The sequence below is a fragment of the Kribbella sp. NPDC049174 genome, assembly GCF_043197365.1.
Taxonomy (GTDB): Bacteria; Actinomycetota; Actinomycetes; order Propionibacteriales; family Kribbellaceae; genus Kribbella.
The window spans coordinates 951,617-975,019 of sequence record NZ_JBICSZ010000002.1 but is presented as its reverse complement, the minus strand read 5'-3'; the positions used below and the strand labels follow the sequence as shown (position 1 = coordinate 975,019).

The following is a 23,403-nucleotide window of genomic DNA, read 5'->3' as shown; positions in this document are numbered from 1 at the left end:
CGACCATAGGTTCAGGACATCACGCATGCGCCATGGCTGATGTTACATCTTCTATGTAACGTGGAGTCTGGAAGACTGTCAAGCGTGGAAGCACAGATGCCGGACGAGCTCACCGTCGATCAGCTCGCCGCCAAGGTGGGCATGACGGTCCGCAACGTGCGCGCGTACGCCGGGCGCGGCCTGATCCCGCCGCCGCGGCTGGTCGGCCGGACCGGGTACTACGGCGCCGACCACGTGGCGAGGCTCACGCTGGTCCAGGAGCTGCTCGGCAAGGGCTACACGCTGGCCGCGGTCGAGCGAATGATGAGCGAGCTCCCGGACGGCGCGATGGCGCTCGGCGTCTTCGAGACCCTGGTGAACCCGTGGACGCCGTCCGAGCCGGAGGTCCTGGACGAGTACCAGCTGGCCGAGCGGGCCGGCGTACCGCACGACCCGACGGTGATCGCCCGGCTGGTCGAGCTCGGGATCGCCGAGCGGCAGGAGGACGGCAAGCTGCGAATCCCCAACCCCGACCTGCTCCGCACCGGTCTCGAGGTGATCAAACTCGGCGTCCCGATGCAGGCGATCTTCGAGATGCTGCCCAAGCTCTTCACCCAGGCCGACGCGGTCGCCAAGATCTACGTCGAACTGTTCCGCAGCACCGTCTGGCGCGAGTTCGCCGACGCCGGCCTGCCCGCCGACGGCTGGCCCGAGATCCAGCGCACCCTCGAGAACATCATCCCGCTGGCCGGCCAGGCCCTGGTCGCCGCCTTCCGCGAAGCCATGGCCCGGGAGATCGAAGTCGTCGCCTACGAAGAGCTGGGTCTGGACCCCAAGACGCTGCCCTCCACCGGATAGAGCGGTATTCTCGAAGTGCTTGAGGGGTGTGGGCGGTATGGGGGAACTTCGGGTTTCAGACGTGATGGATCGCACCGTGGTGGCGGTTCGGCGGGAGACCGCGTTCAGGGACACTGTCTGCGCCTTGCTGGCGGCTGACGCGGGTGCGGTCCCGGTCGTGGACGAAGCGGAGCGGCCGGTCGGCATCGTGCCGAGTGAGGCCTTGTTGACGAACCTGGAGTTCCACGGCGGTCATGATCCGCGTCCGATCCTGGGTGGGTCCAAGGCGCGGGCCCGGTGGCGTCAGTCGGCGGCCCGGACCGCGGGCGAGCTGATGACCGGACCACCCGAGACGGTGTACGGCGATGCGCACCTCGACCGCGCGGCGGCACGGCTGGCCGGGTCGTCGCAGCCACTGCTGTGCGTCGTCGACCCGGCGATGCGGCTGATCGGCGTACTCACAGCGCACCACCTGCTGAGCGTCTACCAACGGTCCGACGGCAGCATCGCCGCCGAGGTCCGCGCCCTGATCGATCGTCCCCCGGACACCGTCACCGTGCACGTCGACCACGGCGTCGTCACCCTCAACGGCACCCTCACCTTCCGCAGCCGGACCGAACACGCCTCGTACGCCGTCGCCCGCATTCCCGGCGTCGTTGCCGTCCACAACAACCTGACCTACGACCTGGACGATCTCGCCATCACCGGCTTCTGAGATCGCCGTATTCAATCGATTGCAGTCGACTATCGTGATGGATCCGCCCCTGGAGAGGATCCGCCATGATCGCAGCCGCGCTGACCACGCCGTTCGACCGTTCCGCGGAGGTGGATCTCGGCGGAGTGCGGGCGCTGGTCGAGCACGTGATCGATGGTGGGGTCCCGGCGGTGTTCGTCGCCGGGACCAACGGCGAGTTCCCGGCGCTCGACGACGGCGAGCGGCTCGACGTGATCTCGACCGCGCTCGACACGGCCGGACCTGCGCGGGTGATCGCTCATGTCGGCGCTGCGACGACCCGGCAGGCCGTCCGGTTGACGGCGGAGGCCCGGCGGCGCGGTGCCGAGCGGCTGGCCGTCATCACGCCGTACTTCGTCCCGGCCGGGCCTCAGCGCGTTGTCGAACACTTCGAGCGTTGTGCCGCGGCCGCGGACGGCGCGGCGGTCTACGTGTACGTGTTCACCGCGCTCGCCGGCACCGTCGTACCGCCGTCGCTGCTGGGCAAGCTCGCCACCATCGACGGCATCGTCGGGGTGAAAGTCAGCGGTGCCGGGACGGACGTCGTCCGCGCGTACGCCGACGGGACCCCACCAGACTTCGAGGTCTGGTCCGGTAACGACGCCGAGCTCCCCGACGTGATGATTGCCGGCGGCACCGGAATCGTCTCCGGCAACGCCGGTGCCCTGCCCGGGCTTTTCGCCCAACTCCTCAGCGGCTACAGCGCGCAGCCGACGGTCGAGTCAGCGGTGGAGACGGTCCAGGGCAGCATCGCCAACATCAAGCACCTACTGGATCTCCAGGGCCTCCCTGGCGGCCGCTGCCGAATGGCGATCGACCCACCGGTTGCCGAGCGCCGCGCAGCCTTGGCCAGGCTGCTCTGAGCTGTGACCATCACACTACTGGCTGCGATCCCGACTAAGGACCCTCCCCTGACCCTCAGTGCGGCCCGAGGGGTACCTAAGGGCTGCGTAGGTATCGATATCGGTAGTTTTCCGCATGTGCGCGAACCAAAGACTTGGGATGTTGTTCTAACCAACCACAGGGCGAAACCGCCTCCCGCACAGGCAGGACCGGAACGATGAGCCGACAGATCCAGCTTCGCCGCAGACCACTGCGTACGCGCCGCACCACGAAGACCATTGATCTTCGCACCCCGTCAGGCCGGCCGCTGCCGTTCTGATCCTGCCCACCCGCCCAAAGTCCCCCGAGAAACCAGCACGACCATGAAGCTCAGACTGCACGTCCACCGCGCCTTCACCGGCGGCTGGTGCGCCGACATCGACGACGACAACGACCGCCAGCCCGACAACCCGTACTGGTGTGTCGACCAGTGGCCGACCCTCCACGACGCCATCACCGCCGGCTGCACCCAACTCGCCGAGTTCGCCACCAGCCAGCACCTGGCCCGCGTTGACGAGCAGTACACCCTCCTGGCCGCTTGAGAGTCAGTGACAGCGGCCGGCCGGTGCCGTCAGCCGGCCAGGTAGACCGACTGGAGGTCGAGTCGTGGGTGCCGCGGTGGATCAGACCTCGGCGCGTTTCTCGGTCTGCGGGTCGCGGGTGGGGAGGTCGCCCAGGTCGGCGTCCCAGTCGTCGTACTCGTCGTACTCGTCGTCGGGGAGTGTGGCCTCGTTGCGGCGGGCGATGCGGATGAAGGCGACGATCAACAGGATCGGGCCGAGCACCATCGCGGTCTCGGGGATGCCGCCCAGGTGCAGGGCGATCATGATGCCGTCACCAACGCGATCCCGCCGGCCGTGAAGGCGACCATCGCGGCGAGCATCGGGTACTGCGCCCGCCGCAACTGCCGGCGCCGGAACAGCTCGGCAGCACGATCATGCGCGGACACGACCCCAAGTACGTGTCCGAGCACGATCGCACCGATCTGGACCCCCGCGATCACACCGGTGCCGAGGAACGCGTAGTCGATCCGCGTCCCACCGATCCCGAGCAAGTCCCAGCCGCGCCCGAACGGATCGGTCGCGAGCAGCACGCCTTCCTGGCCTTGGAACATCGCGAACGAGAAGTAGTGCGCCACGGCGTACCCGATCGCGATCGGCACCAGCGAATGCATGAACGCCCCCGGCAACCCGGCCCGCCCGACCGCGCCGGGCCGCACTCGTGCCATCCCGGTCGTCCGTGCCGCGAGCACGAACAGCACCGACACAATCGCCACCGCTGTGATCAGACCGAGCGTGTGTACGACGATGTGCTGCGTCCTACTGAGGTCGCCGGTCAGCTGCGTCCACGCCGACCAGCGGGAGATCCCGTCGAAGGCCGTTGATCCGAGCAACAAACACAGCAGGCCGACGATTCCTGGTTCCTGCGGCAGCGTCGCCAGGCCGGCCAGCGGGTTCCGCAGTACCAGGCGACCGTCGGCGCCACGGCCCAGCGGACTGAGTCGCGCGAGGACCTCGGCGTACACCTCGAAGCTGTCGCCGATCCGGAACCAGGCCGGTCCATAGACGATGCCTGCGGCAACATTCACCATCGCGTAGCCGGTCACGAAGATCGCGACGACGAGCGGTTCGGAGCCCGCCGGATACGCGAGCTCCAGCCAGAGGAAGCCGGCCAGCCCGGCGACCGCCGGCCAGTAGGCGATCCCGTCGGGAAATTTCCGGTACGACGCCCCGCGCAGGTACGGCGTCCTCCGCACAAGTCCCGCGATCGTGCGGAACGGGTTCGCGAGTCGCCAGATCGGGCCGCACAGCAGCGAGAGCGGGATGATGCCGACCCAGATCCACACGTAGAGCCAGGTCGGTGCCGGGTTGAGCGCCGGTGAGCTACTGCCGAACCACGCGGCGCCGAGCATCAAGGCGAGCGCCGCCACCCCGGTCAGCTTGAGCAGCGATCGGGTGAGTCGATTGTCGACAATCCGAGTCAGCCGGTTCAGCGACTTACCAGCAGTAACTTCGAACCGCGGCCGGGACCAGAACGCGGCCAGCGCGAAGAACGAGACGGCCACCGCGGCACCGGCGGAGTAGATCGCCAGCCACAGCGGAACCGGCAGGTCGCCGCGGCCACCGAGCCCGTGCAGCGGAATCAGCAGTTCCACCACGGCACCGCTCCGATCAGCCGGCTATCTGACTGATCGAATGTAACACGAGCGATGTCACATAGCGAGAGTCTGATACTCGCCCGCGTCGAACCGCCTGGTCAACTGCCGGAACCGGAAGGTGAACGACGGCCAGAGGGTGGTGTTGCGGCCCTCCGAGTCCAGGTACCAACTCGTGCAGCCGCCGCGGGTCCAGACCGTGTTCCGCATCGAGGACCGGACACCGTCGACGAACGCGCACTGCACCTCCGGCCGGACCTCGACCTGCCGCAGCCCTTCGGCGTCCATCACCTTCAGCGCGTCCAGGATGTAGGCGATCTGCGACTCGATCATGAACACCATCGAGCTGTGCCCGAGCCCGGTGTTCGGGCCGATCAGCAGGAAGAAGTTCGGGAAGCCGGCGACCGCCGTACCGAGATGGGCCTCCATCCCGTCCGACCAGGCCTCGCGCAGGGAGACGCCGTCCCGGCCGTGCACCAGGTCCATCACCGGCAGATCGGTGACCCGGAACCCGGTGCCGTAGATGATCGTGTCGACCTCGTGCTTCACGCCGTCCCCGGTGACGATCCCGGTCGGGGTCACCTCCGCGATCTGATCAGTGATCACCTCGACGTTGGGCTGCACGATCGCCGGGTAGTAGTCGTCGGAGATCAGCACACGCTTGCAGCCGAGGGTGAAGTCCGGCGTCAGCTTGGCCCGCAGCAGCGGGTCGCGGACCTGCCGCTCGAGGTGCTTCTCGGCGACCTTCTGCGCCTGCTTCATGATCGCCGGCAGCTTGGCGAAGCCGAGCACCATCGACTCGCGGCCCCAGTAGACAGCGGCCCGCATCGCCTTCTGGGCCAGGGGAAAGCGGCGGAAGACGGCCTTCTCCACGGCGGTGATCTTGCGGTCCGGCCGCGGCATCACCCACGGCGGAGTGCGCTGGAACAGGTGCAGTTCCTCGACCTCGGGCTGGATCGCCGGCACGAACTGGATCGCCGACGCCCCGGTCCCGATCACCGCCACCTTGCGACCGCTGAAGTCGAGGTCGTGGTCCCACTGCGCCGAGTGGAAGACCTCCCCCTCGAACGACTCGATCCCTTGCAACTTCGGGTACGACGGTTCCGCGAGCGGGCCCATCCCGGACAGGAGGAGCTGGGCGGTGAACTCACCCTGGCTGGTGCGGATCCGCCACTGACCGTCCTCCCAGTCCGCCTTCTCGACCGCGTGGCCGAAGCGGATGTGCGGGCGGATCCCGAACCGGTCGGTGACGTTGCGGAGGTAGTCCTCGATCTCGGGTTGCGGCGAGAACGTCGACGACCACTCCGGGTTCGGCGCGAAGGAGAACGAGTACAGATGCGACGGCACATCACACCGGCAGCCCGGGTAGGTGTTGTCCCGCCAGGTCCCGCCGACGTCCTGGGCCCGCTCCAGCACCACGAAGTCGTCATACCCGGCCTGCTTCAACCGAACAGCCATCCCGATCCCCGCAAAGCCGGTCCCCACCACAACGATCCGGTGGTGCGCACTGTCCTGCCCCATCGCGATCCTCCAGCCTGCCGACCCGAACTTACTCCGAGTAAGTTACTCGGAGTCAGTTAGACTCGCAAGGTGACCTCCCCCACCCACAACGCACCCCCAACCCAGGAATCCGCCCCTCCAACCCCAACCCCAGAAGCCCCCGAAAAGCCCGGCGCCTCCCCTGAAACACACGCGGTTGGCGCGGGCGAGGGTACGCAGGTAGGCGCCGCGCCAGTGAAGCGGCGGCGGGATCGGCGGGCTCGGGAGCGGGAGATCCTGGAGGCGGCGGAGCGGATTTTCGGGGAGCGGGGTTATCAGGGCACGTCGATGGACGACGTGGCTGCTGAGGTCGGGGTGTCGAAGCCCCTGATCTACCAGTACTACGGCTCCAAGGACGGACTGTTCCTCGCCTGCCTGGCCCGGCTCCGCATCCAGTTGCTCGACACCGTGTCCGACGCGGTGATGGCCGCCCCGGACGCGGAGGACGCGCTGTACGCCGGCTTCGTCGCCTGGTTCGAGTTCCTCGACGACCACCCCCAGGCGTGGTCGGTCCTCATCGACGAGGGAATGCTCGGAATGAGCCCAGCCGCCGGCCCCGCCGGCGCGGCCACCGACGAGGTCCGCGCCGCCTTCATCGAACTCATCGCCGCCATGGTCCGGATGAACCTCCCACCCGGCCGCACCGCCGACGAGGACGAGATCCAGATCGTCGCCCAATCCATCTCCGGCGCCACCGAACGCCTCGCCATCTGGCGCAGCCGCATCCCCGCCCCACCCTCCCCCGAAAAGGTCGCCCGAACCCTCCAAGACCTCCTCTGGCAAGGCCTCCAAACCCTTCGCGCCACCTGACCCACGCGCCCCGGCTACCACTCGCAACCTCGAGATCGACAACGATTCAGTGAATTTGTATATCCAGCTCTGTGGGCGTATATATACCCGAAGATATCGTCGAGACATGAAGACGGTGATCGACGTGGATGACGAGGCATTGGCGTTGGCGGCGAGGGAGCTGGGGACTGTGACGAAGAAGGACACGGTGAACGCCGCCCTCGAGTTCGTGGCCAGACGGCGCCAACGGATCGAGGCACTGCTGGACGACCCGTACGCGTTCGGCGTCGGTCCGGACATCGGCAATGTCGAGGTCATGCGCGAGGCCGATCGTTGAGCCCGTCCGGTACAGGCAAGCTCTACCTCATCGATACTTCGGTGGCTGTTCGGAGCGGGCTCCCGTCGGTGCAGAGGCTGATCGCTGGTCTCATCGCGGACCGCGCTGCCGCCACCTGCGTCACCCTCGACCTGCGGGCTGGATATTCAGGCCGAAACCAAGCAGACCTGAAGGCCATCGCCGAGCGACGCCGATCTCTCTATGTGACGCTGCCGCTCACGGAGCCCGTAGCTGAGCGGGCTCGCGACATCCAAACTCGCATGGCCGCTCGCAACATGCACAGAGCTGCCCGTGCTCTGAACGTACTAACCGCCGCCGTCGCCGAACAGCACGGCGCGGTGGTGCTGCACTACGACGCCGACTTCGAGCACATCGCCGCCGTCACCGGGCAGCCCCACCTGTGGGTGGCGCCCCGGGGTTCGCTGGACTAGGTGTTGGTTGCCTGCCCGGACGACAGGAGTTTGCCGAGTTGGTTGATGGCGGTTTCGGCCTGGGTCAGCATGTTGGTGGCGAAGTCGGGGGAGCGTTGGGCGGTTGCGCCGAGGAACATGGCGTTGTTGACGGCGGTTGCCCAGGTTCACCCTGCAGCCCGGCCGCCACAACCACCGAAACAGCCATCACCCCGCCACCCTGCACTAAGTTCAAGTCCAGACCATACCGACGCTTGAACCAAGTGCAAGACGCTCAGAACTCGAGCGCGCAGAGCACGGCCCGATGGTCGGACGGCGTGACGCCGTCGACCGCATCACCGGGTGCCGAGGTTTCGGTGACCGTGACAGGGCGGTTGAACATCCCAGGGCGGAAGTACACGTGGTCGATCCGTTGCCCCAGCAGTTCCGGACCGGCTTCGGCAGGCGCCGTCACCACAGCCGGATCACCATTCCCGGCCACCCACGCATCAGTCAGTACGTCGGCCAGCGGCCGCAGCAACGGGCTGCCCGCCGGCGCGTTCAGATCGCCCGCGACGACAACCGGCAGCGGACCGTCCAACGCCGGATCCGTCGCAAGCTCAGCCAGCAACGCCGCCTGCGCCAACCGATCGTCGTTGTACGCCGGGTCGTACTCGAGGCACCCCACCACGACATGCAACGGCGCAACCGGATGCGCAATCGTCGCGACAACGGCCACCGGATCGAACGCGCGATGCCGAGCAGGCATCCGCACCACGCGCCAGCCGGTGATCTCCCACCGACTCAGCAGCCCGATGCCTACCTCGACTCCGGCGTCCCGCGGGTCCCGCGCCACGTCCGTGGCCGGCGGGTACGACGGACCGGCGTACGCACCGTGCAGCCCGAGCTCCGCACCGAGCGCGGCCACCTGATTCGTTGCCCTGGTCCCCCAAACCTCCTGCAACGCGATGACATCGGAGTTCGCCAGAAGCAAGGTCTGCGCAATCGCCTCGTGCCGCGCAACCCACATCGACCCGAACCGCCACCACACATTCCACGTCATCACCCGCAGCACACTCATACCCCCGCCGTTCCCACCCCACCCCACCCACAACCCCCCATCCCCAACAGAACAACCGAGTTCTGCCTGTCGCCACAATGGTTCCCCGGGATCCCTCGCTCTCGGTCCCCGCCCGGTCAACCCCGCAGACACCTCCTCCACAGCGCCTGACGCCAACCACACCCACCCCTGACCCCACCCCACGCCCACCGCCGAAGGCGGCAACCAACACAGCCGCCGCGTAGCGGTGTCCTTTCGCGTGTTCTCGTCCCCCGGGGAGAACCCCTGAGGACCGACCCCGAAAGCCGGCTGACGGATGTCATGGGTACGTCGTGACGGCCGATCCAGGGGTGGGACGCCGGACCCGGCGAACCTTTTCGGTATGACGACACAGACTGCGGTCAGCCTGAAGGGCGTGACCAAGAAGTATGGGGCGGTGCAGGCGGTCGCCGGGGTGGATCTGAGCATCCGGACCGGCGAGGTGGTGGCGTTGCTGGGTCCGAACGGGGCCGGCAAGTCGACCACGATCGAGATGCTGCTCGGCCTGGTCCGGCCGGACCAGGGCACCGTCCAGGTGTACGGCGGTACGCCCGTCGACGCGATCGGACAGGGTCAGGTCGGGGTGATGCTGCAGAGCGGCGGCATCATCGAGGACGCCAAGGTCGGCGAGCTGGTGAACCTGGTCGCCGGGCTGCACAAGGACCCGATGCCGGTGGCCGAGGCACTCGACCGGGCCGGGATCGGCGACCTGGCGGACCGGAAGATGAAGGGCCTGTCCGGCGGGCAGAAGCAGCGGGTGCGGTTCGCGATGGCGATCATCCCGCAGCCCGACCTGATCGTGCTGGACGAGCCGACCACCGGGATGGACGTCGAGGCCCGGCGCGACTTCTGGGCGTCGATGCACGCCGAGACCGCGCGCGGCCGGACCGTCCTGTTCGCCACCCACTACCTGGAGGAGGCCGACGCGTACGCCGATCGCGTCGTGCTGATGCGCAACGGCAAGGTCGTTGCCGACGGCACCGCCGCGCAGATCAAGGCGAGTGTGTCCGGCCGGACGATCCGGGCGACCGTCCCCGGCGCCGACCTGGCGAATCTGGCGTCCCTGCCCGGCGTACGGAACGTCGAGACCCGCGGTGACGTGGTGCTGCTGCAGTGCGCCGACTCGGACGACACCCTGCGCTACCTGCTCGGCAACACCCGGGCGCACGACATCGAAGTGACTTCCGCCGACCTCGAGGACGCCGTCCTGGCGATCGGTGCCGAACAGGAGACCCTGGCATGAACCGCGACTATCTGATCTTTGATATCCGTCGCACCCTGCGGAACCGGCGGGTGCTGATCTTCTCGATCCTGATGCCCCTGGTGCTGTTCGTGATCTTCGGCGTGACGCTGCCGAAGGACGCCAGCGAGGGCGGGATCTCGGCGGTCGCCTACGTAATGGTGAGTATGGCGATGTTCGGCTCGATGTCCGCGGCGATGAGCAGCGGCGGTGTGATCGCGGCCGAACGCGACGGCGGCTGGAACCGCACGCTGCGGCTCACTCCGCTGAAGCCGCAGGCCTACGTGACCACGAAGGTGATCCTGTCGCTGCTGCTCGCATTGCCGCCGCTGCTGGTGGTGTTCGTGTCCGGGATGGTCTTCGGCCACGTGCACCTGAGCGCCGGCCAGTGGGCTTCCGTCGCGCTGGTGTCCTGGCTCGGCGCGCTCCCGTTCGCCGCTCTCGGCCTCGTCATCGGGTACCTCGCCAAGCCGGACAGTGTGCAGCCGATCACCGGTCTGTCCACGATGCTGATCGCGGCCTTCGGCGGACTCTGGCTGCCGGTGGACCAGATGCCGTCCTTGATGAAGCACATCGCCCAGCTGACCCCGGCGTACTGGACCGGTCAGACCTCCCGCAGTGCGCTGACGCAGAGCGGTCTGGACACCCACGCGCTGATGGTGCTGCTCGGGTGGACCGTCGTACTCGGCATCATCGGCCTGCGCCGGTTCCGGGCCGACACCGCCCGCGCCTGAAGTCTGTGCATTAGCGTGACCAGCGTGACGAGGACACCGACGCTGTTCGACGGCCTGGCGGAGCGTGACTCCGCCGGGCCGCGCCGGTGGGGTTGGCTGGCGGCCGGGATCTGGTTGTTCTACCTGGTCAACGTGTTCCAGGCGATCCTCGAGCACGGCACCGGGATCGCCCAGATGGTCGGCTTCGCCGCGCTGTTCCTGTTCGCGATCAGCTATCTCGGCTTCTTCGGCTGGATCCGCTGGGCCGGCATGCAGGCCGGCGGACAGCCGACCTGGCAGCGCCTGATCTACCTGGCCGGGATGCTCGGCCTGATGTTCCTGATGTTCCCGTCGGCCGGGCAGCAGGCGCTGACCTGCCTGGTGTACATCGCGGCGGTCGCGATGATGTACCTGGACCTCAAGCTGGCCTTGGCGATCGCGGCCGCGCTACTCGCCGGAGCCGAGTTGTCGATGCGGGTGGTGCCGGGCTGGACGACGGACAACAGCTACGGGTTCGCAATCTTCCTCGGCACGCTGGCCGTGTTCGGGATGCGGCGGGCGATCCAGCGCAGCATCGAGCTCGCCAAGACGCGGGCGGACATGGCCGAGCTGGCCGTCCAGGAGGAGCGGAACCGGTTCGCCCGGGACCTGCACGACATCCTCGGGCACTCGCTGACCGTCATCACGGTCAAGGCCGAGTTGGCCGGTCGCCTGATCGCTGCCAACCCCGAGCGGGCGAGCGCAGAGGTCGCCGATGTGGAGAGTCTGGCCCGGGCGGCGCTGGCCGACGTACGGGCTGCCGTCGCGGGGTATCGCGAGCTGAGCCTCGCCGGCGAGCTGGTGTCGGCGCGGGCCGCGTTGAAGGCGGCGGAGATCAAGGCCGACCTGCCGACCACGATGGACGAGGTGCCGGAGGAGAACCGTGAGCTGTTCGCCTGGGTGGTGCGAGAGGGCGTGACGAACGTCGTACGGCATTCGGGCGCGAAGCGGTGCACGATCCGGCTGAGCGCTACGCAGATCGAAGTACTGGACGACGGCAAAGGACCAACGCCCGGTGGCGGTGCGTCCGGTCATGGGCTGATGGGGTTGCGGGAACGGGCGGACCAGGCCGGCGCGAGCGTGCAGGTCGGGCAGGCCCCTGAGGGCGGTTTCCGCCTGGCTGTCAGGGTGGGACCGTGAGCATTCGACTGCTGATCGCAGATGATCAGGCACTGGTTCGTGGGGCGCTGGCCGCGCTGCTGGACCTCGAGCCCGATCTCGAAGTGGTGGCCGAGGTCGGTCGCGGTGACGAGGTGATCGCGGCCGCTCAGGCGTCCAAGCCCGACGTCGCCCTCCTCGACGTCGAGATGCCGGGGCTGGATGGGATCGAGGCGGCCGCCGCGCTGCGGGCCGCCGTACCCGGTGTGCGGATCCTGATGGTCACCACCTTCGGCCGGCCCGGCTACTTGCGGCGAGCGATGGAGGCGGGTGCGGCCGGTTTCGTCGTCAAGGACACGCCTGCGGCCCAGCTGGCAGACGCCGTACGACGGGTGCATCAGGGACTCCGGGTGGTCGACCCCTCGCTGGCCGCCGAGACGCTCGTCGCCGGTACGAGCCCGCTCACGGCCCGGGAGTCCGACGTACTGCGGGCGGCCCGCGAGGGCGGGACCGTCGCCGACATCGCCAAGGAGCTCCACCTTTCCGAGGGCACCGTCCGCAACCACCTCTCCGCCGCCATCGGCAAGACCGGCGCCCGCACTCGCGCCGAGGCCGCCCGGATTGCCCTGGACAACGGCTGGCTCTAGGTCGTGTCCGGACGGCCGGACACGACCTAGCAGTGTCCTCAAGCCCGCTGGCCCACTAGGGTTGGACGAGGGGAGGGGATCACGATGTCGATCGAGCAATTCAGCGTGCGGGGGCGATTGGCTGACACCGGTGAGGGGATCACCGGTGACGAGCTGCAGCTGGCGGCACGGAATCACGGGATGCCGCTGGAGGGGCTGCGGTACGACGTGACGCCGCCGGGACTGCACTACGTCCTGGTGCACTACGACATTCCGGCGACGAACGCGGCCAACTGGCGGCTCACGATCGACGGATGCGTCGAGCAACCGTTGTCGTTCGGACTGACCGAGTTGCGGGCGATGGGCCGTCGGACCGTGCGCGTCACCTTGGAGTGCGCGGGCAACGGACGAGCCGCGTTGCAGCCGCGACCGATCAGCCAGCCATGGCTGAACGAAGCCGTCGGCACGGCGGAATGGACCGGGGTGCTGCTGTCGGATCTGTTGCGGTCGGCGGGGATTCGCGAGGACGCGGTGGACGTCGTGTTCACCGGCGCGGACCACGGCGTCGAGCGCGGTGTCGAGCAGGACTACCAGCGCGGGCTGTCGGTGACCGAGGCGATCGACTCCGGTGCGATCGTCGCCTGGGAGATGAACGGTCAGCCGTTGCCGCCGCAACACGGTTATCCGCTGCGCCTCGTCGTCCCCGGGTGGTACGGGATGGCGAGTGTGAAGTGGTTGCGGTCGATCGAGCTGATCGACCGCGAATTCAACGGGTTCCAGAACGCGGTGGCGTACCGGATCCGCAAGACCCCCGAGGACAACCCCGGTGAGCCGGTGACCCGGATCGAGCCGCGGGCGCTGCTGATCCCGCCCGGCTTCCCGGACTTCATGAGCCGTCACCGTTTCGTTGCCTCCGGCACCGTCACGCTGCAGGGCCGGGCCTGGTCCGGCTGGGCACCGATCGAGCGGGTCGAGATCAGCGTCGACGCCGGCGTCAGCTGGCATCTCGCCAAACTAGATGCTGCTGGCAACGACGAGCTCGCCTGGCGGGCCTTCAGCTATGACTGGGACGCCACTCCCGGCGAGCATGTCCTCACCGTCCGCGCGCACGACGCGAGTGGTCGCGAGCAACCGATCGAGGCGGAGTGGAACCGCGGCGGCTTCGCCAACAACACCGCCCAGCGGATCACCGTCCTGGTCACCTGAACCAACCGCGTGTCGTTCGCCCGATCCGCGGGTACGCCGTTTCATTCTGGAGACGTACACGGTCTCACTCCAGGAGTGGTGCGGTGAACGAGCTGGGCACTGAGGTGCATCTGCACGCACGGGTGTTCCGTACGGCGGACGAGTGGTACGCCGACGTCGACGACGAACTCGATCCACAGCCGGACAACCCCTTCTGGTGCGGTTCCTACGAGTCCCAGCGCGCCGCGATCGACGCGGCCTGCGCGCGGATCGCGGCACTGCACCTGGCCCACATGACCCGACTCGAGGAGCAAGCGTCCTAGGCCTTCACTCCGGCTCGTTGTGCGACGGTCCGCCGATGCGGTACGGCGTACTGACACCCTCGTACATCAGGTGCGTCATCAGCCCCTCCGACGCGTGCGGGAGGTTGTGACAGTGGTCCATCCAGAGACCGGGATTGTCGGCCAGGAAGGCGATCTCGTACGTCTCGTCGTTGCCGACCTCGAGGGTGTCGACCCACCAGCGTGACCCGGTCGCGGCGACACCGTTGCGCGACAGCACGACCGCGTGATGCCCGTGCAGATGCATCGGATGCGCCTGGCCGCTGGTGTTGGAGATCTTCATCCGTACGACGTCGCCCTCGGCAACCATGTACATCGGTACGTCGGGGAACTTGTGCCCGTTGATCGTCCACCACAACCCCGGCACACCGTCGAGGAACCCGGGCCGCCGGCCGATCCGGTACTCGAAGTTGCGGTCCGCCTTCGCCGGGTCGAAGCTCAGCGCGGTCGGAGTTCCGTACGACAGCAGATCAACCGTCTCCAGCGGCAGCTCCCCCGTCGGCGGGTTCGCACCGATCCCCAGCGACACGGTCGCGGCACCGGCCACGAGCCGCAACCCGTTCGCCGGGACGACCGCCTCCAGATCCACCCGTGCCCCGGCCGCCAACGGGAACGCCGCGGTCACCGGCGTCGGCCCGTTCACATCCCGCCCGTCGACCGCCACCACCTTGTACGGCGTTCCGATCAGCCCGACCCGCAGGATCGCATTGTCAGTGTTGATCACTCGCACCCAAGCCGTCGTACCCGCGGCCATCTCCACTTGCTGGGTGCCCGTCCGCCCGTTGATCGTGCGCTTCCCGTCGTACGTGTGAATCGCCGCGATGACCTCACCGGGCTGTTCGGGTGCGATCACGATCGTGCCGAAGAGGCCGCCCCTCACCTGTTCGCTGGACACCTGATGCGAGTGGTACCAGTACGTGCCCGCCTGGTCGGCCATGAAGCGGTAGACGTGCTTCCCACCGATCGGTACGGAGTCCTGGGTCACGCCGGCGACACCGTCCTCGGCGTTCGGTACGTCGATGCCGTGCCAGTGCAGCGTCGCCCCGTCCGGCACGTTGTCGTTCACCAGCGTCACCTGGACCAGGTCGCCCAGCTTCGCGCGGATGAGCGGCCCCGGCGAGGTCCCGTTGAGGGTGTACCCGTCGACGGTCTCACCGCTGGCGAGTTGGTACTTCGTCTTCCGGGCGGTCAACGTGACGTCGACATCCGGTGTCCCGGTCTTCGGCCCGGTGAGATCGGCGACGCTCGTCCGACCGTGATGCGCGTGCCCACCCGAGTGCCCGCCCGACATCGGTCCGCCGCCGTAGTCGGCGTACCCCATCTCCGCGGCCGAGTAGTCGTTGGGCACCAGGCTGGTCGCCCAGAGGTACCCCAGCGGTGCCAGCACCGCCAGGGTCACCCCCAGGGCGATCAGTCGCCCGCGCAGCCGCTTCTTGTCAGACATTGGCCGTCTGCTGCGCCGGTGTTTCGGTCGATCGACGGGCCGCGGCTCCCGCAACGCCGGCGATGGCCAGGCCGTTGATGCCGTGCAGGACGCCCAGCGCCGGGATGCCGAACGACACCACCGCGAGGGCGAACTGGACCGCGACCAGGCCGACGATGATCCCGGCCAGCGACCGGCCGCGCGGGACGTCGGTCAGGAAGGACACGATCAGCAGGATCAGCGCGACCAGCCCGATCGCCGTACCGGCGATGCTGTGGTAGCTCTGGCCGAAGTTGCTGTAGTCCGCCCCGATCGTGACCCCGTCACCGGCGTCCTTCGACACGGTGAACCCGGCCAGCGCGATCGCCGCGACCTGGAGTACGACGGCGATCGCGATGGCCAGGCTGAGGACCCGGTAGGCCGCCCTCATGCCCGACGCTCCTGCCGGCGCTTACGCGCGATGACCACCGCGGCCACGATCAGCAGTAGCGGCAGGACAGGCGGGTGCCCGCCACCCACCACGCAGCCGATCGAGGCGATCAGCGCGATCGCGGCCAACGCGGTCAGCAGCGGAAACGGGATCTTCCCGAACGGACTCCGCGCCGCCCACGCCGGCCGGTCGAACCCGAAAGCCGCATCAGGTCGATCGGCATGTGGCTTCTCCTGTCCCGACGTACTCGGGAGGTCCGAGAACAGTGCGGCCAGGTCGGCGTCGGTCTTGGCTTCCAGCGCGCGGCCGATCCGCTCGGTGTGCTCCTCGGCGGTGAGCCGGCCGGCTTCGTAGTGCTCGCCCAGACGCTTGACCGCGTCCTCGCGTTCCTTGTCGCCGATGCGGATCGGTCCGCCCGGCTTCTCCTCGGTCATGACACTCCTCGGTGTGGTCGCAGTTTTCGACTGCACCGATCGTGTCGTCCGGACCCCCCTCACCGCGTCGCCTCGGCGGCGACACCTCACCTACCCCCGGGGGAGCACTCTGCGCCCTCGGACGCAGTACGACGTACTCCCCCGGGCGTAGACGGGCCCCGGGGAAACCCTCAGGCGTTCGCCGAGAGAATCTGGTTCACATCGTCGTTGGCCTTGGCCAGTGACGCCGGTTCGGCCTCGAAGGACATCACCGCGTCCATCGCCGGCGTCATCACCGCGGTCACGTCCGCCGCGTTCGGGTTGGCCGGGTACGGGAAGACGTCACCCGCCTCGACCGGTTCCAGGAACGGCGTGACGTCCCAGCCGCCCTTGGCGAACGCCGCCTTCGCCGCCGGCATGCTCGCAGCGACCGCCGGGAACACCACTCCCGCCTTGGCGACGATGTCCTGCGCGGTCTGCGAGCCGAGGAACTTCACCCAGGCCCAGGACGCCTCCCGCCGGGTCGTCCCGGCCCAGATGGTGTCCGCGAGGCCGTTCATCATCGACATCCGCTTCCCGATCGGGCCGATCGGCAGCCGGGCCAGTTTGGTCTTCACCTGCTTCAGCCCGCCGTACGTCCCGAGCATCCAGGAACCGTTCGGGGTCATCCCGTACTTGCCCGCACCGAAGCTCGTGGTGACGTCCACCCCGGACTTCGCCTGCGCGTACGTCGGCATGTACCCCTTGGTGATGAGGCCGCGCCACCAGCCGATCGTGTCGGTGAACTTCGGGTCGCCGTAGAAGAACTTCGTCCCCCACGGCTCGCCCTCGGAGTACTTCCAGCCGTTGATCGCGGCGTACCAGCTCCAGCTGGTCTGACCGTCGCCCCCGCCGGCGTCGGCGTACCCGAGTCCGTAGACCTTGACGTCGTCCTTGTCGAACCCGGGCTGGTCGCCGCGGCGGCCCTTGGAGTCCACCGTCAGCCGGCGGACGATCTCCTCGAAGGTGCCGCCGTCCTGCGGGTTCCAGGTCATCGAGTTCAGCTGCTCGGTGCTGATCCCGGCCGCCTCGGTGAACGCGCTGTTGTAGAAGTAGACCTCGGTGTCCCAGTCCTTCGGCAGCCCGTACCGCTTGCCGTCGGCCCCGATCCACCGATCCGCCAGACCCTTCTGGTAGATGCTCAGGTCGACGTTGTCCTTGGCGACGAAGTCGTCGATCGGCAGCACCTGGCCCTTGTCCGCGAACAGCGGGTACTTCGACGAGTGCCCGGTGAACACGTCCGGCGCGGTGTCGGAGATGAACCCGGTCACCAGCTTGGACCAGTAGTCGTTCCAGCCGTACTGCTCGATCTTCACGGAGTACTGCGGGTTCTGCTCGTGGAACACCTTCGCGCACTCGGTGTACATCGGCAGCTGGGCAGAGTCCCACAGCCAGTAGATGACCTCGCCTTCGCCGCGAGCCGCGGCGCCGTTGTTGCATCCGGCAACCGCCGAGGCAGCCAGACCGGCCAGTCCTGCCTTCAGCAGGGTGCGTCTCGTCATGCTCATCGGGGGCACCTCACTTGATCCCGGAGAAACCGATGGAGTTGGTGATCTTCTTGGCGAACAGGCAGAACAAGATGATCATCGGCAGCGCCGCGATCAGGGCGGCGGCCATCAACCCGGCCCAGTCCGGCCCGCCCTGCGGCGTCTGCGAGCGGAACACGCCGAGGGCGACCGTCAGCACCCGGACGTTCTCCTGCTGGCCGACCAGCAACGGCCAGAAGTAGTCGTTCCAGGAGTTGATGTAGGTCAGGATCGCCAGCGTGGCGATCGGCGCCCCACTCATCGGGATGATCAGCCCGAAGAAGATCTTCCGGTGCCCGGCGCCGTCGATCATCGCCGCCTCCTCCAGTTCCCGGTTGATGCCGAGGAAGAACTGGCGCAGGAAGAAGATCGCGAACGGCGTCATGAACGCTCCCGGCAGGATGATGCCGGCGAAGCTGTTCAGCAGCCCGAGGTTCTTGATCAGCGCGAAGTTCGGCAGCGTGGTGAAGATCGGCGGCACCATCAGCGCGGCCAGGAACAGCGCGAACACCTTGTCCCGGCCGGGCCAGCGCAGCCGGGCGAACGCGTACGCCGCCATCGCGCTGAAGAACACCTGGCAGATCGTCGTGACCGTTGCCACGATCAACGAGTTGCGCAGGTACAGCCAGAAGTTGACGGCCGCGCCGGAGCCGCCCTGGGCCTGCGCCTCCTCGATCGTCGACAGTCCGAGCACTCGCTTGAACGCGCCCAGGGTGGTCTCCACCGGGAGCAATGAATTCGGGTGGCCGGGGAGCTGGGTGTTGTCGGACAGTGCCGTCCGCAACATCCAGTAGAACGGGAAGATCGTGACCAGCATCAGCACGATCAGGCAGGCCCACGCGACCGTGCGGCCGACGTTGAATTCCTTTCTCATGCCAGGTCACTCTCCTTCGCCCGCAGCAGCCGCAACTGCACCAGCGAGACCACCGCGAGGATCGCGAACAGCACCATCGCCATCGCGGAGGCGTAGCCGAAGTCGAACCGGGTGAACGCCCGCTCGTAGATGTAGTAGTAGATGACCCGGGTCGCGTTGATCGGACCGCCCTGCGTGGTCACGGCGACCGTGTCGAAGATCTGGAACGAACCGATCATGGTGACCACCAGGACCATCACCAGAACGGGCCGCAGCAGCGGCAGCGTGATCCGCCAGAACGTCTTCCACTCCGTCGATCCGTCCACCTCGGCGGCCTCGTAGACGTACTTCGGGATCATCTGCAAGCCGGCGAACACCAGCAGCGCGGTGTAGCCCATGTGCCGCCAGACGTTGATGCCGGCGATGGTCGGGATCGCCCACTGGGACTCGCCGAAGAAGGCGACCGGGTCGATCCCGACGTACGTCAGCCCCTGGTTCACGATGCCGACCTGGAAGTCGAGCATCCAGTACCAGACCAGCGCGACCACCACGTTCGCGATCAGGTACGGCAGCAGCACCACCGCCCGGACCGTGATCGACTGGGTCAGCCGGTACATCAGCATCGCGATGCCCACCGCCAGGACCGTCTGGACCCCGATGTTGATCACGACGTACTCGACCGTGACCACCAGCGCGTTCCAGAAGAAGCTGTCCTGAATCATCCGTTCGTAGTTCGCCAGGCCGTTGAAGTTCGGCGCGGACAGCAGGCTGTACTCGGTGAAGCTCAGGTAGGCACCGCGCAACGTCGGCCAGATGTAGAACACGACGAAACCGAGGGTCGCCGGAGCCAGGAAGATCATCGCGACCTTCAGGTCCCCGAGGCTTCGCCGCCTGGTGGGCGGCGAAGCAACCTCCCCGTGACTTCGTCTCTTGTCGGGCGGTGCGTTGGTGGTCACGGTCACGGGGATCTCCTTCTCGGTCGGCGATCCGGCTAGCTCCTGGACGGCTAGTCGATCGCAGTCACATCCAGCAAGATCGCGTGCTCGGGCCACTGGGCCGGGATCTGCACCCCGACCGTGGCGAGTGCTGCGCCGTTCAGCTCCACCTGACCGCCGTCGGTCCACCAGGACACCGCGCGCGACTCCGGTCCGGGTGTCGCCGTCTTGTTCACCCGGTAGGTCCGGTTCGGGTCGAGACCGGGCAGCCGGACCCGGCCGACGGCCGAGGTGATCGACTGGGTCAGTTGTACGGCGGCGTACACCGCGCGCGAGCCGTCCTGCGCGACGACGCCGTGCAGCAGGAAGTCGTTCGGACCGCGGTCAGCGCGGACCACGCGGCCGGTGTGCAGCAGCGGCCGGAGTTCCTTGTGCAGGGCAACCCAGCCGGCCAGTTCCTCGCGCTCCTCGCTACTCGCGGACGCGATGTCCCACTCGATGCCGAAGTGGCCGAACAGCGCGGTGATCGCGCGGAACGAGAGCGCCTGGGTGCGGCCGGTGGTGTGCGCCCGCGGCGGGCCGACGTGGCAGCCGATCAACTCCGGCGGCAGCAGCAGTTGGGTGTAGCGCTGGATCTTCTGGCGCTCGAGCGCGTCGTTGCTGTCGCTGCCCCAGACCCGGTCGGTGCGCTCCAGGATGCCGAGGTCGACGCGGGCGCCGCCGGACGAGCAGGACTCGATCTCCAGCCCCGGGTGCCGCAGTTTCAGCTCGTCGATCAGCCGGTACACCGCGAGCGTCTGCGCGTGGATGCCGGCCGTCCCGGTCAGCTGGTTGCCGCCGTCGACGAAGTCGCGGTTGTGGTCCCACTTCAGGTACGCGATGTCGTACTCGTTCAGCAGCGCGTCGAGCCGCTCGAGGATGTAGTCGTACGCCCCCGGGACACCGAGGTTGAGGCCCTGCTGGTGCCGCGCGGTCGGCGGCATCCGGTTGCCGGTGGCAAGAATCCAGTCGGGGTGCTCCCGGGCCAGGTCGGAGTCCGGGTTCACCATCTCCGGCTCGACCCAGAGGCCGAACTGCAGGCCGAGGCCCGTCACGTGGTCGACCAGCGGGTGCAGACCCTTGGGCCAGATCTCCTCGTCGACGTACCAGTCGCCGAGCCCGGCGTGGTCGTCCCGCCGGCCGCGGAACCACCCGTCGTCCAGCACGAACCGCTCGGCGCCGACCTCGGCGGCCGCGTCCGCGAGCGCCTTCAGCTTGTCCAGGTCGAGGTCGAAGTAGACCGCTTCCCAGGTGTTCAGTACGACGGGACGCTCGATCTGCGGGTGGTTGTCCCGGGCCCGCAGGAACTCGTGGAAGCGGGCCGACAGCCGGTCGAGGCCGACGCCGTACGAGCCGTAGATCCACGGCGTGCTGTAGGTGCCCTGTGCTTCCAGCCGTCCTTCGCCGGGCAGCAGCAGTTCGCCGCCGCCGACCACGCCGTACCCGCTCATGCCGCGCTCGGCGTAGGACCGGTGGTTGCCGCTCCAGGCGGTGTGCACGGCCCAGATCTCGCCGGTGCCGAAGTCGAAGCCCGGCGTACCGGCGATCAGCAGCAGGGTGGCGTCGGCGCCGGTGCGGCCGCGGCGATTGTCCCGGATGTGCGCGCCCTGGGTGAACTCGTGCCGCTGCGGGTGCCGCTCACCGATGTGCCGGCCGGTCATGTCGAGCAGTTCGGTCGCCTCGGTCGGGACCGGCAGCGCGAGCACCAGCCCGTCCACCGTGTACGGCGACTCGCCCGCGTTGGTCAGATCCGCCTTGGCCCGGACCAGGCCGGAGTCGGTCAGCTCGATGGTGAGGCGGATCGTCAGCGCGGCCTCGGGGTCCTCGGCGTCCACCTGCACGGTGTTGCCGGTCTGCGCGACGCTGGTCAGCCGGAAGCTCGCCGAGAAGTCCCGGCCGTCGCGGTGGCCGCTCAGGCCCGGCAGGCCGAACCAGCCGGCCGCGTACTCCGGCACGATCGCGACCGGAAGGTTGTCGTCGAGGCCGTTGCCGGTCTGCACCGCACCGGCCCCACGCCTCAGTTCCAGCAGAGCTTTCCCGGTCAGCTCGCCGAGATCCGCGCCCCAGTGCAGGACGGACGGAAGGGCGGGACCAGAGCAGTCCAGCACCAGACTGACCCCGGCAGCCCGGAGCTGCAGCACCTCGATGTTCGACACTGTTGATTCACTCTGCTTTCTGATTGATTTCAGGACGGAACTATTTACCCCGCCAGCCCGGATGTCAATGCTTCACGAAGTTAAGTAAGTAGCCTAAGCCTGTCCGCGCATCGTGCAACCGTTATCCACGGCTCAGACGGAGAGGCGGGGCTATTGACAAATTTTCCTGTCAAGTGGAATCTGAAGGCGTGCTGCGCTATATGGAGGAGCCGGAGAAGGTTCGGATGGCGCTGTCGCCGATCCGGCGGCAGCTGCTCGACCTGCTCCGGGAACCCTCGTCGGCGACCCAGCTCGCGGCCGCGCTCGAGCTGCCCCGGCAGCGGGTGAACTACCACCTCCGCGAGCTGGAGAAGGCCGGTCTGATCGAGCTGGTCGAGGAGCGGCAGCGGCGCGGGTTCACCGAGCGGATCCTGCGCGCGTCCGCCGCGACCCTGGTGGTCGACCCGGCGGTGATGGGCCGCGCGTTCAGCACGATCCAGGACCAGTACGCCGCCGAGCACCTGGTCGACGTTGCCGCCGGCACCGTTCGGGACGTGGCCCGGATGCAGAGCAAAGCCGATGCCGCGGGCAAGCGACTGCTCACCTTCACCCTCGAGGCGGAGGTGCGGTTCGGCGAGCCGGGCGACGTGCACCGGTTCACCGACGCGCTGACGGAGGCGATCCGGCGGACCGTCGAGGAGTTCGACACCGAGGACGGTCGCCCCTACCGGCTGATCGCGGGCGGCCATCCGGCGGCCCGCCGTACCGAGGACACGGGAGAGAACGCATGAGTGAGGACGGACCGCGGATCGTGGTGACCGTGGCCGCGCCGGTCGAGGCGGTGTGGGACGCGATGCGAAACAAGGACAAGATCCGGCACTGGCACGGCTGGGAGTACGAGGGCACCGAGGGCGGTCCGGGCCTGGAGGAGGAGATCGACCTGATCTACTTCACCCAGGTCACGGCCGACGCGGCGAGTGGGATCCTCACCCTCGGTAACGGCGACGAGTTCGTGGTCGAGGCGGTCGAGGGCGGATCGCGGATCGCCCTGACCAGGGCGCCGTACGGCGCGAATCCCGAGTGGGACGCGTACTACGACGACGTCACCGAGGGCTGGATCACGTTCCTGCACCAACTGCGGTTCGCGATGGAGTTTCACCCGGGCGAGCCGCGGCGGACGCTGTTCTACTCGGGCGCCGGCGCCCGCTCCCCGATCGCCGAACTGGGGGTCGATCCGCAGCCGGACGATACGCCGTACGAGCTGGATCTGATCGGTGAGCCGGCCAAGGGACAGGTGTGGTTCACCTCCGAGCACCAGGTCGGCCTGACCGTCGACGGCTGGGGCAACGGGCTACTCGTTCTCAGCCACATCCCGCCGTCGGAGAAGAAGCCGGACGGCGCCTCGATGGCGATCCTGAGCATGTACGGCGACGTCGACCGCGACTCTCTCGACGCCCGGTGGAAGGCATGGTGGGAGGAGCGTTACCCGACCCCACTCGACCTCGGCGGGTGACGGCGAGCCGGGAGTACTGGCTCGCCCCCTGATACCGCCCGCTGACACCGCCCGCTGACACCGCGGTGACAGGGCGCAAAGGTGCCAGTACTCTCGGTCTACCTTTGGGTGATTAC

Annotated in this window: 27 protein-coding genes; 15 read left to right on the top strand and 12 right to left on the bottom strand. The window is 68.0% G+C overall.

Annotated features, from left to right (window positions below):
• The first annotated feature begins 84 nt into the window (after positions 1-84).
• The 4 genes from ACGFIF_RS15245 (at position 85) to ACGFIF_RS15230 (ending at position 2,973) form a co-directional block, all read left to right on the top strand.
• The gene (locus ACGFIF_RS15245) at positions 85-837 is read left to right on the top strand and encodes a MerR family transcriptional regulator (protein WP_393154875.1); all 753 of its coding nucleotides are present in this window, start codon (positions 85-87) and stop codon (positions 835-837) included.
• Between the two features lie 64 nt (positions 838-901).
• Positions 902-1,531: a CBS domain-containing protein gene (locus ACGFIF_RS15240; protein WP_393154874.1), complete on the top strand. Its 630-nt coding sequence runs from the start codon at positions 902-904 to the stop codon at positions 1,529-1,531.
• Between the two features lie 65 nt (positions 1,532-1,596).
• Positions 1,597-2,412: a dihydrodipicolinate synthase family protein gene (locus tag ACGFIF_RS15235; RefSeq protein ID WP_393154873.1), complete on the top strand. Its 816-nt coding sequence runs from the start codon at positions 1,597-1,599 to the stop codon at positions 2,410-2,412.
• A gap of 342 nt (positions 2,413-2,754) precedes the next feature.
• A complete protein-coding gene (locus ACGFIF_RS15230; RefSeq protein WP_393154871.1) occupies positions 2,755-2,973 on the top strand; it encodes a hypothetical protein in 219 nt (72 codons plus the stop codon).
• Positions 2,974-3,054: 81 nt separating this feature from the next.
• On the opposite strand, the gene ACGFIF_RS15225 is transcribed toward ACGFIF_RS15230, so the two are convergent.
• The 3 genes from ACGFIF_RS15225 to ACGFIF_RS15215 are packed head-to-tail and all read right to left on the bottom strand — an operon-like array spanning position 3,055 to position 6,107.
• Positions 3,055-3,258, bottom strand: coding sequence for a hypothetical protein (locus ACGFIF_RS15225; protein ID WP_393154870.1), 204 nt, complete (start codon positions 3,256-3,258; stop codon positions 3,055-3,057).
• Positions 3,255-4,586 (bottom strand): hypothetical protein, encoded by a 1,332-nt coding sequence (locus ACGFIF_RS15220; RefSeq protein ID WP_393154869.1) that lies wholly within the window; start codon positions 4,584-4,586, stop codon positions 3,255-3,257. The genes ACGFIF_RS15225 and ACGFIF_RS15220 overlap by 4 nt, the downstream gene beginning before the upstream one ends.
• Positions 4,587-4,643: 57 nt before the next feature.
• A complete protein-coding gene (locus ACGFIF_RS15215; protein ID WP_393154868.1) occupies positions 4,644-6,107 on the bottom strand; it encodes a flavin-containing monooxygenase in 1,464 nt (487 codons plus the stop codon).
• Positions 6,108-6,320: 213 nt separating this feature from the next.
• On the opposite strand from ACGFIF_RS15215, the gene ACGFIF_RS15210 reads away from it, so the two are divergent.
• The 3 genes from ACGFIF_RS15210 to ACGFIF_RS15200 all read left to right on the top strand — a co-directional run bounded on the left by ACGFIF_RS15210 (position 6,321) and on the right by ACGFIF_RS15200 (position 7,682).
• A complete protein-coding gene (locus tag ACGFIF_RS15210; RefSeq protein WP_393154867.1) occupies positions 6,321-6,935 on the top strand; it encodes a TetR/AcrR family transcriptional regulator in 615 nt (204 codons plus the stop codon).
• Between the two features lie 106 nt (positions 6,936-7,041).
• Positions 7,042-7,251, top strand: coding sequence for a type II toxin-antitoxin system VapB family antitoxin (locus ACGFIF_RS15205; protein ID WP_393154866.1), 210 nt, complete (start codon positions 7,042-7,044; stop codon positions 7,249-7,251).
• On the top strand, positions 7,248-7,682 hold the full coding sequence (locus ACGFIF_RS15200; protein ID WP_393154865.1) for a PIN domain-containing protein: 435 nt from the start codon (positions 7,248-7,250) through the stop codon (positions 7,680-7,682). Before ACGFIF_RS15205 ends, ACGFIF_RS15200 begins: the two co-directional genes overlap by 4 nt.
• Here ACGFIF_RS15200 and ACGFIF_RS15195 read toward each other — a convergent pair.
• Together ACGFIF_RS15195 and ACGFIF_RS15190 are read right to left on the bottom strand one after the other, a co-directional pair.
• A complete protein-coding gene (locus ACGFIF_RS15195) occupies positions 7,679-7,801 on the bottom strand; it encodes a hypothetical protein (protein ID WP_393154864.1) in 123 nt (40 codons plus the stop codon). The genes ACGFIF_RS15200 and ACGFIF_RS15195 overlap by 4 nt on opposite strands.
• A gap of 134 nt (positions 7,802-7,935) precedes the next feature.
• On the bottom strand, positions 7,936-8,703 hold the full coding sequence (locus tag ACGFIF_RS15190) for an endonuclease/exonuclease/phosphatase family protein (RefSeq protein WP_393154863.1): 768 nt from the start codon (positions 8,701-8,703) through the stop codon (positions 7,936-7,938).
• A 379-nt stretch (positions 8,704-9,082) separates the two neighbouring features.
• Between ACGFIF_RS15190 and ACGFIF_RS15185 the strand changes: the two genes are divergently transcribed.
• The 6 genes from ACGFIF_RS15185 to ACGFIF_RS15160 all read left to right on the top strand — a co-directional run bounded on the left by ACGFIF_RS15185 (position 9,083) and on the right by ACGFIF_RS15160 (position 13,963).
• Positions 9,083-9,982: an ABC transporter ATP-binding protein gene (locus ACGFIF_RS15185; RefSeq protein WP_393154862.1), complete on the top strand. Its 900-nt coding sequence runs from the start codon at positions 9,083-9,085 to the stop codon at positions 9,980-9,982.
• Positions 9,979-10,713, top strand: a complete 735-nt coding sequence (locus ACGFIF_RS15180; protein ID WP_393154861.1) for an ABC transporter permease — start codon at positions 9,979-9,981, stop codon at positions 10,711-10,713. The genes ACGFIF_RS15185 and ACGFIF_RS15180 overlap by 4 nt, the downstream gene beginning before the upstream one ends.
• A gap of 24 nt (positions 10,714-10,737) precedes the next feature.
• Positions 10,738-11,871, top strand: coding sequence for a sensor histidine kinase (locus ACGFIF_RS15175; protein WP_393154860.1), 1,134 nt, complete (start codon positions 10,738-10,740; stop codon positions 11,869-11,871).
• Entirely contained in the window at positions 11,868-12,476 is a 609-nt protein-coding gene (locus tag ACGFIF_RS15170) for a response regulator (RefSeq protein ID WP_393154859.1), read from the top strand. Before ACGFIF_RS15175 ends, ACGFIF_RS15170 begins: the two co-directional genes overlap by 4 nt.
• An 84-nt stretch (positions 12,477-12,560) precedes the next feature.
• Positions 12,561-13,661 carry a sulfite oxidase gene (locus ACGFIF_RS15165; protein WP_393154858.1) on the top strand — a complete coding sequence of 367 codons (1,101 nt, stop codon included), beginning with the start codon at positions 12,561-12,563 and terminating at the stop codon, positions 13,659-13,661.
• An 83-nt stretch (positions 13,662-13,744) separates the two neighbouring features.
• A complete protein-coding gene (locus tag ACGFIF_RS15160) occupies positions 13,745-13,963 on the top strand; it encodes a hypothetical protein (RefSeq protein WP_393154857.1) in 219 nt (72 codons plus the stop codon).
• A gap of 4 nt (positions 13,964-13,967) precedes the next feature.
• On the opposite strand, the gene ACGFIF_RS15155 is transcribed toward ACGFIF_RS15160, so the two are convergent.
• From ACGFIF_RS15155 to ACGFIF_RS15125, 7 genes are all read right to left on the bottom strand, one after another.
• Entirely contained in the window at positions 13,968-15,425 is a 1,458-nt protein-coding gene (locus ACGFIF_RS15155; RefSeq protein WP_393154856.1) for a multicopper oxidase family protein, read from the bottom strand.
• Entirely contained in the window at positions 15,418-15,834 is a 417-nt protein-coding gene (locus ACGFIF_RS15150; protein WP_393154855.1) for a hypothetical protein, read from the bottom strand. Before ACGFIF_RS15150 ends, ACGFIF_RS15155 begins: the two co-directional genes overlap by 8 nt.
• Positions 15,831-16,268 (bottom strand): DUF1707 domain-containing protein, encoded by a 438-nt coding sequence (locus ACGFIF_RS15145; protein WP_393154854.1) that lies wholly within the window; start codon positions 16,266-16,268, stop codon positions 15,831-15,833. The genes ACGFIF_RS15150 and ACGFIF_RS15145 overlap by 4 nt, the downstream gene beginning before the upstream one ends.
• A gap of 170 nt (positions 16,269-16,438) precedes the next feature.
• Positions 16,439-17,794: an extracellular solute-binding protein gene (locus ACGFIF_RS15140; RefSeq protein ID WP_393154853.1), complete on the bottom strand. Its 1,356-nt coding sequence runs from the start codon at positions 17,792-17,794 to the stop codon at positions 16,439-16,441.
• A gap of 10 nt (positions 17,795-17,804) precedes the next feature.
• Entirely contained in the window at positions 17,805-18,686 is an 882-nt protein-coding gene (locus ACGFIF_RS15135) for a carbohydrate ABC transporter permease (RefSeq protein ID WP_393154852.1), read from the bottom strand.
• A complete protein-coding gene (locus ACGFIF_RS15130) occupies positions 18,683-19,627 on the bottom strand; it encodes a carbohydrate ABC transporter permease (protein ID WP_393154851.1) in 945 nt (314 codons plus the stop codon). Before ACGFIF_RS15130 ends, ACGFIF_RS15135 begins: the two co-directional genes overlap by 4 nt.
• Positions 19,628-19,671: 44 nt before the next feature.
• Positions 19,672-21,795 (bottom strand): alpha-galactosidase, encoded by a 2,124-nt coding sequence (locus tag ACGFIF_RS15125; RefSeq protein ID WP_393154850.1) that lies wholly within the window; start codon positions 21,793-21,795, stop codon positions 19,672-19,674.
• Between the two features lie 188 nt (positions 21,796-21,983).
• On the opposite strand from ACGFIF_RS15125, the gene ACGFIF_RS15120 reads away from it, so the two are divergent.
• Positions 21,984-22,565, top strand: coding sequence for an ArsR/SmtB family transcription factor (locus ACGFIF_RS15120; RefSeq protein WP_393154849.1), 582 nt, complete (start codon positions 21,984-21,986; stop codon positions 22,563-22,565).
• On the top strand, positions 22,562-23,287 hold the full coding sequence (locus ACGFIF_RS15115) for a hypothetical protein (RefSeq protein WP_393154848.1): 726 nt from the start codon (positions 22,562-22,564) through the stop codon (positions 23,285-23,287). Before ACGFIF_RS15120 ends, ACGFIF_RS15115 begins: the two co-directional genes overlap by 4 nt.
• Positions 23,288-23,403 lie beyond the last annotated feature (116 nt).

Bases quoted from the DNA above. Each gene is read 5' to 3' on its own strand.
- ACGFIF_RS15165 (WP_393154858.1), top strand. From the start codon at position 12,561: ATGTCGATCGAGCAATTCAGCGTGCGGGGGCGATTGGCTGACACCGGT.
- ACGFIF_RS15180 (WP_393154861.1), top strand. From the start codon at position 9,979: ATGAACCGCGACTATCTGATCTTTGATATCCGTCGCACCCTGCGGAAC.
- ACGFIF_RS15135 (WP_393154852.1), bottom strand. From the start codon at position 18,686: ATGAGAAAGGAATTCAACGTCGGCCGCACGGTCGCGTGGGCCTGCCTG.
- ACGFIF_RS15235 (WP_393154873.1), top strand. From the start codon at position 1,597: ATGATCGCAGCCGCGCTGACCACGCCGTTCGACCGTTCCGCGGAGGTG.
- ACGFIF_RS15225 (WP_393154870.1), bottom strand. From the start codon at position 3,258: ATGATCGCCCTGCACCTGGGCGGCATCCCCGAGACCGCGATGGTGCTC.
- ACGFIF_RS15240 (WP_393154874.1), top strand. From the start codon at position 902: ATGGATCGCACCGTGGTGGCGGTTCGGCGGGAGACCGCGTTCAGGGAC.
- ACGFIF_RS15155 (WP_393154856.1), bottom strand. From the start codon at position 15,425: ATGTCTGACAAGAAGCGGCTGCGCGGGCGACTGATCGCCCTGGGGGTG.
- ACGFIF_RS15190 (WP_393154863.1), bottom strand. From the start codon at position 8,703: ATGACGTGGAATGTGTGGTGGCGGTTCGGGTCGATGTGGGTTGCGCGG.
- ACGFIF_RS15185 (WP_393154862.1), top strand. From the start codon at position 9,083: ATGACGACACAGACTGCGGTCAGCCTGAAGGGCGTGACCAAGAAGTAT.
- ACGFIF_RS15145 (WP_393154854.1), bottom strand. From the start codon at position 16,268: ATGACCGAGGAGAAGCCGGGCGGACCGATCCGCATCGGCGACAAGGAA.
- ACGFIF_RS15230 (WP_393154871.1), top strand. From the start codon at position 2,755: ATGAAGCTCAGACTGCACGTCCACCGCGCCTTCACCGGCGGCTGGTGC.
- ACGFIF_RS15205 (WP_393154866.1), top strand. From the start codon at position 7,042: ATGAAGACGGTGATCGACGTGGATGACGAGGCATTGGCGTTGGCGGCG.
- ACGFIF_RS15140 (WP_393154853.1), bottom strand. From the start codon at position 17,794: ATGAGCATGACGAGACGCACCCTGCTGAAGGCAGGACTGGCCGGTCTG.
- ACGFIF_RS15195 (WP_393154864.1), bottom strand. From the start codon at position 7,801: ATGTTCCTCGGCGCAACCGCCCAACGCTCCCCCGACTTCGCCACCAAC.
- ACGFIF_RS15215 (WP_393154868.1), bottom strand. From the start codon at position 6,107: ATGGGGCAGGACAGTGCGCACCACCGGATCGTTGTGGTGGGGACCGGC.
- ACGFIF_RS15115 (WP_393154848.1), top strand. From the start codon at position 22,562: ATGAGTGAGGACGGACCGCGGATCGTGGTGACCGTGGCCGCGCCGGTC.
- ACGFIF_RS15150 (WP_393154855.1), bottom strand. From the start codon at position 15,834: ATGAGGGCGGCCTACCGGGTCCTCAGCCTGGCCATCGCGATCGCCGTC.